This window comes from Rhodoferax sp., assembly GCF_023701345.1.
In the GTDB taxonomy this organism is placed as follows: domain Bacteria; phylum Pseudomonadota; class Gammaproteobacteria; order Burkholderiales; family Burkholderiaceae_C; genus Rhodoferax.
On sequence record NZ_JAMPXE010000114.1, the window covers coordinates 1 to 10,822 of the forward strand.

General features: G+C 62.5%; 13 protein-coding genes and 1 tRNA gene. 3 read left to right on the plus strand and 11 right to left on the minus strand.

The genetic code is table 11. The features are described 5' to 3' along the window. Nucleotides 1-36: 36 nt before the first annotated feature. Nucleotides 37-124: transfer RNA gene (locus tag NDI87_RS13735), tRNA-Ser, on the plus strand. A gap of 40 nt (nt 125-164) precedes the next feature. Here NDI87_RS13735 and NDI87_RS13740 read toward each other — a convergent pair. The 6 genes from NDI87_RS13740 to NDI87_RS13765 are packed head-to-tail and all read right to left on the minus strand — an operon-like array spanning nt 165 to nt 5,045. After that, nucleotides 165-536 (minus strand): dihydroneopterin aldolase, encoded by a 372-nt coding sequence (locus tag NDI87_RS13740; RefSeq protein ID WP_296275924.1) that lies wholly within the window; start codon nt 534-536, stop codon nt 165-167. 2 nt (nt 537-538) lie between these two features. Further along, on the minus strand, nt 539-1,297 hold the full coding sequence (locus NDI87_RS13745) for an SDR family oxidoreductase (protein ID WP_296275925.1): 759 nt from the start codon (nt 1,295-1,297) through the stop codon (nt 539-541). Then, complete coding sequence (gene pyrC / locus NDI87_RS13750; protein WP_296275926.1) at nt 1,294-2,340, minus strand: dihydroorotase; 1,047 nt, start codon at nt 2,338-2,340, stop codon at nt 1,294-1,296. The genes NDI87_RS13745 and pyrC overlap by 4 nt, the downstream gene beginning before the upstream one ends. Nucleotides 2,341-2,347: 7 nt before the next feature. Continuing rightward, nucleotides 2,348-3,322 carry a LysR substrate-binding domain-containing protein gene (locus NDI87_RS13755; RefSeq protein ID WP_296275927.1) on the minus strand — a complete coding sequence of 325 codons (975 nt, stop codon included), beginning with the start codon at nt 3,320-3,322 and terminating at the stop codon, nt 2,348-2,350. Nucleotides 3,323-3,373: 51 nt separating this feature from the next. Beyond that, entirely contained in the window at nt 3,374-3,979 is a 606-nt protein-coding gene (locus NDI87_RS13760) for a hypothetical protein (protein ID WP_296275928.1), read from the minus strand. Nucleotides 3,980-4,034: 55 nt separating this feature from the next. Further along, nucleotides 4,035-5,045, minus strand: a complete 1,011-nt coding sequence (locus NDI87_RS13765; RefSeq protein WP_296275929.1) for an aldo/keto reductase — start codon at nt 5,043-5,045, stop codon at nt 4,035-4,037. 137 nt (nt 5,046-5,182) lie between these two features. Between NDI87_RS13765 and NDI87_RS13770 the strand changes: the two genes are divergently transcribed. Then, nucleotides 5,183-5,644, plus strand: coding sequence for a hypothetical protein (locus tag NDI87_RS13770; protein ID WP_296275930.1), 462 nt, complete (start codon nt 5,183-5,185; stop codon nt 5,642-5,644). Between the two features lie 48 nt (nt 5,645-5,692). Here the strand turns inward: NDI87_RS13770 and NDI87_RS13775 are convergent, their stop codons facing one another. Further along, nucleotides 5,693-7,483 carry an ABC transporter ATP-binding protein/permease gene (locus tag NDI87_RS13775; RefSeq protein ID WP_296275937.1) on the minus strand — a complete coding sequence of 597 codons (1,791 nt, stop codon included), beginning with the start codon at nt 7,481-7,483 and terminating at the stop codon, nt 5,693-5,695. Between the two features lie 92 nt (nt 7,484-7,575). Between NDI87_RS13775 and NDI87_RS13780 the strand changes: the two genes are divergently transcribed. Next, on the plus strand, nt 7,576-7,992 hold the full coding sequence (locus NDI87_RS13780; RefSeq protein ID WP_296275931.1) for an acyl-CoA thioesterase: 417 nt from the start codon (nt 7,576-7,578) through the stop codon (nt 7,990-7,992). Here NDI87_RS13780 and NDI87_RS13785 read toward each other — a convergent pair whose 3' ends face one another. From NDI87_RS13785 to NDI87_RS13800, 4 genes are all read right to left on the minus strand, one after another. Continuing rightward, nucleotides 7,993-8,481 (minus strand): thioesterase family protein, encoded by a 489-nt coding sequence (locus NDI87_RS13785; RefSeq protein WP_296275932.1) that lies wholly within the window; start codon nt 8,479-8,481, stop codon nt 7,993-7,995. A 27-nt stretch (nt 8,482-8,508) separates the two neighbouring features. Next, nucleotides 8,509-9,048, minus strand: coding sequence for a TlpA disulfide reductase family protein (locus tag NDI87_RS13790; RefSeq protein ID WP_296275933.1), 540 nt, complete (start codon nt 9,046-9,048; stop codon nt 8,509-8,511). Then, complete coding sequence (locus tag NDI87_RS13795; RefSeq protein WP_296275934.1) at nt 9,048-9,812, minus strand: enoyl-CoA hydratase; 765 nt, start codon at nt 9,810-9,812, stop codon at nt 9,048-9,050. Before NDI87_RS13795 ends, NDI87_RS13790 begins: the two co-directional genes overlap by 1 nt. Nucleotides 9,813-9,968: 156 nt before the next feature. After that, the coding region (locus tag NDI87_RS13800; RefSeq protein WP_296275936.1) for an acetyl-CoA C-acyltransferase at nt 9,969-10,822 on the minus strand (854 nt) is incomplete at its 5' end.

Here is a 10,822-nt window from a genome sequence, read left to right on the forward strand (position 1 = left end):
ATGTGGCCTGATTTGCCGGGTTAGAATCCAGCCCCTGGAAGCGTGGCAGAGTGGTCGATTGCACCGGTCTTGAAAACCGGCAACCCGCAAGGGTTCGTGAGTTCGAATCTCACCGCTTCCGCCAGCATCGCCGCCGCAGCGGCGCTTGCGATAGACGCCCGGCCTTACGACTGCCAGTCGGCGCGTGACAGCCGGTAGTGCAAGCCAACGGCATCGCAGTCAGGGTAGACCGCCGTTTTGGCCGTGCGCACATCAACGGCCCGGATTCTCAGGTCGATCTCAAAGCAGATATCAATCACTTCCTGGATCACGGTTTCCTGCAAATTGAAATGCCGTGAACTCAGGTGGGCAGAAACCCGCGACCTGAGCTCGTCATAGTTCACGGTCTCGGCGATCGAGTCATGGCAAGTCCGGTAGCCATCGTCGAGCAGCAAGCCGATGTCCATCTGGTAGGGTTGCGGCTTCTTTTTCTCGAAATCGTGTATGCCAATCGAGACCTGCAAGCGCAAGCCCAGCAAGCGGATCCATTTTTCCATGGTCAGGCTCCAAACGCGACATCGCGGCCGCGCGGGACCAGATGCTGGCCGCCGTCGACGGCAAGGGTTTGCCCGGTGATGGCGCAAGACGCATCCAGAAACAAAACGCCGGCGGCGATGTCCTCGGGCGTATTCGAACGCCCCAGCGCCGCAATGGTGTGCGCCTTGTCGAAATCGGTGGCGCTCATGTCGCCGCTGGCCAGCGTCACACCCGGCGCGATGGCGTTCACCCGCAGCACGGGGGCACAACACTGTGCCAGATAACGGATGGCCGCATGGCTGGCCAGCTTGGCCAGGGTGTAGCTCATGTAATCGGTGTTCAGGTTGAAAATCTTCTGGTCGAGCAGGGTGACAACATGCGCCTGCGATGCCGAATCCAGCATTTGCCGGTGCAGTGCCATGGTCAGCTCGACAGGTGCCAGGTAATTGCTCTGGAGATGCGCGGCCAGTCGTTCGGCGCTGAAGCTGCTGGCGTCATCGTAGTCAAACAGCGAGGCGCTGTTGACCAGCAGGTCAATACGCCCAACCATCGTTGTCACCTGCTGGATCAGGCCGGCGCGAAACCGGGCATCGGACAAGTCGCCACAGACGGTTTCGGCAAAGGCAGCGCCTGCGCGCTGGCAGTCGGTGCGCGTCTGGAGGGCTTCTTCCCGGCTTTTCCGGTAATGAATCACCAGCCCGTAGCCCTGGGCGGCAAGCTGCAGGCCAATGGCGCGACCTATCCGCCTGGCGCCACCAGTGACCAGTGCGATGCGTGTCACCTGACCCGCCACGCCAGCGTCTCGCCGGCTCCCAGGGGTTTGAGCTCGGCTTCGCCAAAGGAAAAACGTTCCGGCACCGTCCAGTTTTCGCGCTTCAGGGTGAGCGTGCCGGTGTTGCGCGGCAGACCATAAAAGTCGGCGCCGTTGAAGCTGGCAAAGGCCTCCAGCTTGTCGAGCGCGCCTGCCGCATCGAAAGCCTGCGCATACAGTTCCATGGCCGTGAACGCGGTGTAGCAGCCGGCGCAGCCGCTGGCGTGTTCCTTGAGGTGCACCGCGTGCGGCGCGCTGTCGGTGCCAAGGAAAAATTTTGGGTTGCCGCTGGTCGCAGCGCTCAGCAAGGCCTGGCGATGGCTTTCGCGCTTGAGCACCGGCAGGCAGTAGTAGTGCGGGCGAATGCCGCCGGTAAAGATGGCGTTGCGGTTGTACAGCAGATGGTGCGCGGTGAGCGTGGCGGCGGTAAAGCGGTCGGCCTCGGCCACGTACTGCGCCGCCTCACGCGTGGTGATGTGCTCGAACACGATCTTGAGCTCGGGAAAATCCCGGCGCAGCGGGATCAACTGGGTGTCGATGAACACCGCCTCGCGGTCGAACAGGTCGATTTCGGGCGCGGTCACTTCGCCATGCACCAGCAGCGGCATGCCCGCGCGCTGCATGGCTTCGAGCGTGGGATAGGTCTTGCGCAGTTCGGTCACGCCGGCGTCGCTGTTGGTGGTGGCGCCGGCCGGGTAAAGCTTGACGGCGACCATGCCGGCCTCCCGGGCGCGGGCAATTTCATCGGGCGGCAGGATGTCGGTGAGGTACAGCGTCATCAGTGGCTCGAACGCCAGGCCGGCCGGCACCGCGGCCTGGATGCGCGCCTGGTAGGCCAGCGCTTGCGCGGTGGTGGTCACGGGCGGGCGCAAATTGGGCATGATGACGGCGCGGCCAAACTGGGCGGCGCTGTGCGGCACCACGGTGGTCAGCGCGGCGCCGTCTCGCACATGCAGGTGCCAGTCATCGGGGCGGGTCAGGGTCAGGGTGTTGATCATGGTGCTGGCTGTCATGAATAAATTAAAGCGCACCGTGGTGGACTAGCAGATAGTCCCACAGGGCTTGCGCATTGTGCTTATGGGCGTCAGAGCCAGGCCGGCCGGCAGCATGACCGGACTTGAGCGTCTCGCGGTGCGTGGGACGTTCGCGGTAGGCACGCACTTCCATGGTGATGCTCAGGTCTTTGAGTTCAGGCGGTGCGGCGCTCACCAGCTTGTGCGCGCGCAGGTCCTTGCGCACCGCGCTCATGGGCAAAAATGCCACGCCGTGGCCTTCCAGCGCCATGGCTTTCAGGCCTTCCGCCATGTCGGTTTCGTAGACCCGGTCAAAGTGGATCGGGGCGCTGCTGTGTTTCAGGATCAGCTCCACCATCTGGCCCAGGTAGGCGCCTTGCGCGTAGCCGAGGTAGGGAAGGGGCCGGCCCGCCTTGCCCGGCAGTTCAAACAAGGGATTGCCGTGGGCGTCAGGTTTGGCATAGGGGGCCACCACTTCCTCGCCCAGGCTGACCATTTCATAACGGTCCGCGTCCAGCTGGTTGGGTTGGGACGCGTGGTGGTAAGCGATCAGCAGGTCGCAACTGCCCTCCACCAGACGCATCACCGCATCATGCACATTGAGCGCGATCAGGCGGCTTTTGATGGGGCCGAAAGTCTCGCGCAGGGCCGACACCCAGGCCGGGAAAAACGTGAACGCCAGCGTGTGCGGCACGGCAAATTCAATCACGTCCTGCGCGGCGGTGGCGTGGCCACGCAACATGGCGCGTGTGGTCTGCAGGGCATGCAGCACTTCGAGTGCCTGGTCATGCAGTGTTTCGCCGGCGGGCGTCAGGCGTGTGGGGTAGCTGCTGCGGTCCACCAGGTCGGAGCCGGCCCAGGTTTCCAGCGACTGAATGCGCCGGGAAAAAGCCGGCTGCGTCACATGGCGCAGCTGCGCCGAACGGCTGAAACTGCGCGTTTCAGCCAAGCTTACAAAATCTTCAAGCCATTTGGTTTCCATGGAGCGCAATTGTGTACCAGAGCAGGCCGTGTGAGGCGCGGTGTCGGCCGGTCAATTTCCAGTCAACTGGAGGTAGGCTTGCCGGGTTGACGGCGCCACGGCATCCAGCACCTGGGCGTAAGCGGTTTGGTGCCTTGCCAGCAAGCGTGCCGAGGCGACCGTTCTGGAGCGGCAAAACCAGTGGCAACTGTGCTGCATCAGCATCAGCTCTGCCGACAGCGTGAAGGCCCTGCTTTTTGGCGCCTGGTCCGGCTTGTTTTGCGCAGCCTGGCTGATGCCATGGGCATGCACGCTGAGCAACTTGCGCAGATCCAGCGTGCTGGCAGGAAAATACTGCGAGACAAACGGCAGGGCCAGCGGCAGGCGGCTGAGCCTGGCCAGCGGCTCGGCGACTTTGGCAAATTCGAGGACAAAACGGTTGAATTGCTGACACAGCGTCTGTTCTGCCGGCTCCAGATGGCGCCATACCTGTGCCTGGCGTTCCGGACTGGTTTCGCCCAGGGCGCGCTGGTAGCCGCTCAGCACATCCTGCATCAGTTTTTCGATCTGGAATTGAGACAGATAACTGCCCAGCAAGGCGATGCGCTGCGCTTGCTCGCGCTTCTTGAGAAGATGCACGCCAATGGCCAGCAGGGTGAAAAAAACAAAAATATCCATGCGCAAAATGTTGGAGGGTGAAAAGCCCCATGAGTGTAGTGGGCTGTAGCGGTTGTCAAGGTGCCAGCCGTACCCGACCCAGGGGCGGATAAACCGGGTCGGTATAGCCCGGGGTGGAGGGGTGACCGGGGTGGACCAGGCTGTCGACCAGGGTTTCGTCTTCCTGGGTCAATGCATAGTCGAGCGCGGGCAGGTAGTCCTGCCACTGCTTGAGTGTGCGCGGCCCGGCAATGACCGAACTGACCACCGGGTTGGCCAGCACCCAGCTGCAAGCGAACTGCGCCAGGCTGATGCCTTTGTTTTCAGCGTGCACTTTCAGCTGTTGTGCGATCAGCAGCGATTCCTCACGAAACTCGGTCTGGGCGATGCGCGCGTCGCCGCGACCGACGCGGCTGTCGGGGGCCGGTGGCTGTCCCGGCAGGTATTTGCCGGTGAGCACGCCGCGCGCCACCGGGCTGTAGGGCGTGACGCCGATCCCGTAATGGGCGCAGGCTGGCAGCACCTCGACTTCGGGCATGCGGTTGAGCAGGTTGTAGTAAGGCTGGCACACCACCGGGCCCGGCATGCCAAGTTGCGCCGCCAGGCGCACCAGCGCGGCAATGCGCCAGCCGCGAAAGTTGGACACCCCCCAGGCGCGGATCTGGCCCGCACGCAACATGGCGTCGAGGGCGCGCAAAGGCTCTTCGAGGTTCATGCCGGCAAAGTCTCGGTGCAGGTACAAAATGTCCACGTAATCGGTTCGCAGACGTGCCAGTGAAGCCGTCACTTCGCGCAGCATCCAGCTGCGCGAGTAGTGCCCCTCGTTGACCCGGTCGGACATGGCGTTGCCCATCTTAGTGGCCAGCACCCAGTCATGACGCTGGCCCTGGAGCAGCTCGCCCACCATGGTTTCCGAGCCGCCCTTGCTGTAGTTGTCGGCGGTGTCGATGTAGTTCACGCCATGGGCGCGGGCGTCCGCCACGATGGTGGCCGCCTCATCATGCGCGGTCTGATCGGCAAACATCATGGTGCCCAGACACAGGGCCGAGACTTTCAAATTGCTTTTGCCAAGGTTTCGGTATTGCATAAAGGTTTTTTTGAGGGAACGAATGCCACCAAGTTTAGGGCAGTGCCTGAAATGGGATACACAGAGGGGTGTCATTTTGTTAATATGAATTATTCGGTGGATTCATAAGTTAGTCACAACTTGAGGGGAACCGAACCATGAAATCACAACAACTGAAATCACTTTTGATCGCAGCGCTGTTGGGTACTTCCGTGATGGCGATGGCCGGCAAGCCGGAATGGGTTGGCCAAGCGGGCCAGAACAGATCCAAACCCGCTGCGCAGGCAAGGCCGGAAATCCAGATTGGCGCCTACTTTCAGGAACCGCAACGCCAGGCTGCGGTGCGTTATTACGGCAACTTGCAGGCCAAAGGGCGCTGCCCGCCAGGCCTGGCCAAGAAAAACAATGGTTGCATGCCACCCGGCCAGGCCAAACAGTGGACCAGGGGGCAGCCGCTGCCCGCATCGCTCGTCTACTATCCGGTTCCGAGGGGCGTGATTACCCAAATTGGACTGCCGCCTGCCGGGTACAAGTATGTGCGCGTCGCCAATGACATTCTGCTGGTGGCGCTAGGCACCATGATGGTGGTGGATGCCATTGAGGATCTGATGCGGCCCTGACACCCGTATTAAAGGCCCCCTGTTTTTGGGCCAAGTGGCTTCTTCACATCACTCCGAACTCTGCTGCAGCGCCCACATCTGCGCATAGCGGCCTCCTGAAGCCAGCAAGTCCGCATGTGTGCCGCGCTCCAGAATGCGGCCCGCCTCCATGACCAGAATCTCGTGCGCATCGACCACGGTGGACAGCCGGTGCGCGATCACCAGGGTGGTCTTGTTTTGCGCCACGCTTTGCAGCTCGGCCTGGATGGCGCGCTCGTTGGCCGAGTCGAGGGCGCTGGTGGCTTCATCAAAGATCAGGATCGACGGGTTCTTGAGCAGGGTGCGGGCAATCGCCACGCGCTGCTTTTCGCCGCCCGAGAGCTTCAGGCCACGTTCGCCGACCATGGTGTCGTAGCCCCTGGGTGTGGCCGCAATGAAGTTGTGAATGTGCGCCGACTGCGCGGCCTCGACCACCTGCGCGCGCGTGGCGCCGGGTTGGCCATAGGCGATGTTGTATTCGACCGTGTCGTTGAACAGCACGGTGTCTTGCGGCACGATGCCAATGGCCTGGCGCACGCTGGCCTGCGTGACCTGTTTGATGTCTTGCCCGGCAATCAGGATCTGGCCGCCCTGCACGTCGTAGAACCGGAACAGCAGCCGCGCCAGCGTTGATTTGCCCGAGCCCGACGGCCCGACCACCGCCACGGTTTTTCCTGTCGGTATCTCAAAGCTGATGTCATGCAAAATGGGGCGTGCCGGGTCGTAGGCGAAGTTGACGTGCCTGAATGCCACGCTGGCGCTGTCGGCTGTCAGCGCCAGGGCGGGTGCCCCCGGCACATCGGCAATTTCGCGTTCCCGCTCCATCAGGGTGAACATTTTTTCCAGGTCGGTCAGGCCCTGCTTGATCTCGCGGTACAGCACGCCCAGAAAACCCAGCGGAATGTAGAGCTGGATCATGAAGGCGTTGACCATCACCAGGTCGCCCAGCGTCATGCGGCCGTCGACCACGCCCTGGGTGGCGCGCCACAGCATGGCCACCAGGCCGGCGGCGATGATGAGTTGCTGGCCGGTGTTGAGCAGGCTCAGGGTGGTCTGGCTCTTGAGGGCGGCCTTGCGGTAGCGCTCCAGGTTCTCGTCATACCGGCGCGCCTCGAACTCCTCGTTGTTGAAATACTTCACCGTCTCGTAGTTCAGCAGCGAGTCGATGGCGCGGCTGTGCGCGGTGCTGTCGAGCTCGTTCATCTGCTTCCTGAATTGGGTGCGCCACTCGGTCACCACAATGGTGAAGCCGATGTAGAGCACCAGCGCAATGATGGTGATCCAGGCAAACCACAGGTCGAACTTGACCGCCAGGATGCTCAGCACCAGCGCGACTTCGATCAGTGTCGGGAAGATGCTGTAGAGCGAGTAGCTGATGAGCGAGTGCACGGCGCGCGTGCCGCGCTCGATGTCGCGCGTCATGCCGCCGGTCTGGCGCTCCAGGTGAAAGCGCAGGCTCAGGGCGTGCAAATGGCGAAACACCTGCAGGCTGATGCTGCGCGAGGCGCCTTCGGTGGCCTTGGCAAAGATCAGCTCGCGCAATTCGGCAAACAGCGTGGTGGACAGGCGCAGCAGTCCGTACGCCACCAACAGGCCGAGCGGCACCACCAGCAGGGCCTGGGCGCCGATTTCCCCCTTGGGGTTCATGGTGTCGACCAGCTCCTTGAGCAGCAGCGGCACACTCACGTTGGCCAGCTTGGCACCCACCATGAAGGCCAGCGCCGCGATCACGCGCCATTTGTATTGCCACAGGTAAGGGAACAGGCGCTGCAGGGTGGCCCAGTCAGTGCGGGCAGGCGCCGCGCCCTGACTGCTGACCATGGTTGAGGTGGTGCCGCTGTAGCGACTGGATGAATGGCTGCGCATGGGGGACAATCCTGATCATTCTAAAAAACTATGTGAGGATTGTGCCCATGTCTGCAAACACCGACGCCAAAACCGTGCAACTGCCCACGGATGAAAAATTGGTGCTCAAGGTCATTCCGATGCCAGGCGATCTCAATGCCAACGGCGATATTTTTGGTGGCTGGGTGATGGCGCAGGTGGACCTGGCGGGTGCCGTGATGGCGGCGCCCTTTGCCAATGGCCGCATGGCCACGGTGGCGGTGAACGAATTCATCTTCAAGCAGCCGGTGCGCCTGGGCGACGTTTTGTCGTTCTTTGGCAAGCTGGTGCGCATTGGCCGCAGCTCGATTACCGTCAAGATTGAGGTCTATGCCGAGCACATCAACGATCAGGGCAACTACACCAAGGTCACTGAAGCATCCCTCACCTATGTGGCGATTGACGACCATGGCAAGCCGCGCGAGGTGCCCCGGCCAGCCGTTTGACTACGACACGATGTAGGCGGCTGAGCCGGTGGACAGCAGCTTGCCGTCGGCCCCCAAAAACTCCATGCGGGTGGAGGCCACGCGCGAGCCCAGGCGCATCACCTCGGCGCGCAACTCGAACCACTCGCCAATGCCCGGGCGCAGGTAGTCGATGCGCAGGTCGATGGTGCCGAGCTTGGCAAAGCGCTGCAGCCTCTGCTGGGGGGTCTCGTTCATGTGGCGCGCACCAATCGCCACCATCACGGCCAGGCCACCCAGCGCATCCAGCGAGGCACTGATGACGCCGCCGTGGATGCGGTTGTAGACGTAGTGGCCCACCAGATCGTTGCGCATGTCGATGCGCGCCCTGACCTGGGTGGGCGCAATCGCGCTGATCTTCAATCCCAGCAAACGGTTGAAGACGATCATTTCCTCGAAAATTTTTTTGACGCCGACGATGAACTCGTCTTCAAACTGGATATCGGCAGGGGGGGTGATGTGATGCGGCATGAGGGGGTTGTCACTGACCGTGACGGGTCACTTTTTGAGCAGGGAAGGGGCGGGCGCAGCGATGCGAAAGGTGCTGCGAATCAGTGCCATGGCCTGCGGCCCGTCCCATTCGCGCGCCCCGACCACTTTGCTCAACACCCGGCCCTTGGCGTCGACCAGCAGCGTGAGCGGCAGGCGGTCGGCCCCCAGCATGTTTTCGAGTTCCAGCTGACGGTCGATGTAATGGTTCAGGGTGGCGTTGCTTTTGCGCAGGAAACCCTTGGCGGCCTCGGGGTAGTCATCGGTCGAAATGCCGATCACGGTGAACTGCTGGCCCAGGTCGCTCCAGGCCAGCCGCTCCAGCGAGCCCATTTCCTGGATGCAGGGCGGGCACCAGCTGGCCCAGACGTTGATGATCAGGGGCTTGCCGCGAAACGCGGAGAGTTTGCGGTCCGGGCCGTTGAGCCCGCGCATCGTGGCTTCGCGCAGTACGCTGCCCACGGCCACCTCGCCGGGGGTGGCGGCTGCGTTGTTGGCGCCGGCGAGCAGGCCGAAAACCAGGGTGCAGGTGGCAATGAGGGTACGCATCAGAAGGCGCTGAAGTCTGGCTTGCGTTTTTCCAGGAACGCGGAAAAGGCTTCCTGCGCGGCAGGTTCTGCCAGCATGCGGCCAAACAGCGTGCCTTCTTCGGCCATGCGCTCGGCCACCAGGCTGGCTTGTCCCTGCTTCATCAAACGCTTGGTGGCGAGCAGTGATGCCATGGGCTTGGCAGCCAGCTTTTGCGCCTGGCGCCGGGCCAGGGCGTTAGCCTCGGCGGGCGGCACGATGCGGCTGATCAGGCCCATTTCCAGCGCTGCCTCGGCCAGGAATGGCTCGCCCAGCAACAACGCCTCGGCGGCGCGGCCATAACCCATGCGCTGCGGTGCCAGCAGGCTGGAAGCGGCCTCGGGGCAGACCCCCAAGTTGACAAAGGGCATGGAAAAGGCGGCGTTGTCACCGGCATAAACCAGGTCGCAATGAAACAGCATGGTGGTGCCAATGCCGACTGCCGGACCGCACACCGCCGCCACAATGGGTTTGCTGAAGTTGCTGATGGCGCGCATGAAACGGAACACCGGCGCGTCCAGGGTGGTGGGCGGCGTTTGCAGAAAGTCGGCAATGTCGTTGCCGGCGCTGAAAATGGTCTCGTGCCCCTGAATCACCAGCACCCGCACGCTGGCGTCGGCCTGCGCCTGGTCGAGCACATCGGCCATGCCCGCGTACATGGCGGTGGTGAAAGAGTTTTTCCTGGCCACCCGATGGATCGTGAGGGTGGTGACCCCGCCGGCGGTGTCGATTAAAAGGTCAGTCATGAGGATTCCTGGAAAATGTCACTGGTGCACGTCAAAAATTAAAAGCTTTGTCATTGCGAGCGAAGCGCGGCAATCCATGGTGCCCAAATACATGGATCGCCACGGCCTGCGGCCTCGCGATGACGGCCAGTGCGTGATTGCTTGCCGTATTTTGACTCAAACGCGCTCGAAGATGCCGGCGGCGCCCTGGCCCATGCCGATGCACATGCTGACCATGCCGTATTTGCCCTGGGTGCGCTGCAGACCATGGATCAGGGTGGCGGCGCGGATGGCGCCGGTGGCGCCCAGCGGGTGGCCCAGCGCAATGGCCCCGCCCATCGGGTTGACCCGGGTCTGGTCCAGCCCCAGTGTGTTGATGACCGCCAGCGACTGCGCGGCAAAGGCTTCGTTGAGCTCGATCCAGTCGATCTGCTCCAGCGTCAAACCGGCATGGCGCAAGGCTGCCGGAATGGCCTCGATCGGGCCGATGCCCATGAACTGCGGTGGCACACCTTTGGCGGCAAAGCTCACAAAACGCGCCAGCGGCTTGAGGCCGAATTGCTTGACGGCTTTTTCGCTGGCCAGAATTAGCGCGCCGGCACCGTCCGAGGTTTGTGAACTGTTGCCCGCCGTGACCGTGCCACGTGCGGCAAACGGGTTTTTCAGTTTGGCCAGGCCTTCCAGCGAGGTGTCGGCACGGGCCCCTTCGTCCAGGCTCACCACGCGTTTTTTCTCGATGACTTCACCCGTGGCCAGGTTGGGTGAGCGGTCGGTGACTTCAATCGGCGTGGTCTCGGCGGTGAAATAACCTGCCGCTTGTGCTGCCAGCGCCCGCTGGTGCGACTGCAGGGCAAAGGCATCTTGCGCCTCGCGGCTGACTTTCCACTGGGTAGCCACTTTTTCAGCGGTCAGCCCCATGCCGTAGGCGATGCCGATGTTGTCATCGTTGTCGAACATCAGCGGTGAATAGGAGGGCGCGTTGCCGCCCATGGGCACCATGCTCATGCTCTCCACGCCAGCGGCAATCATGA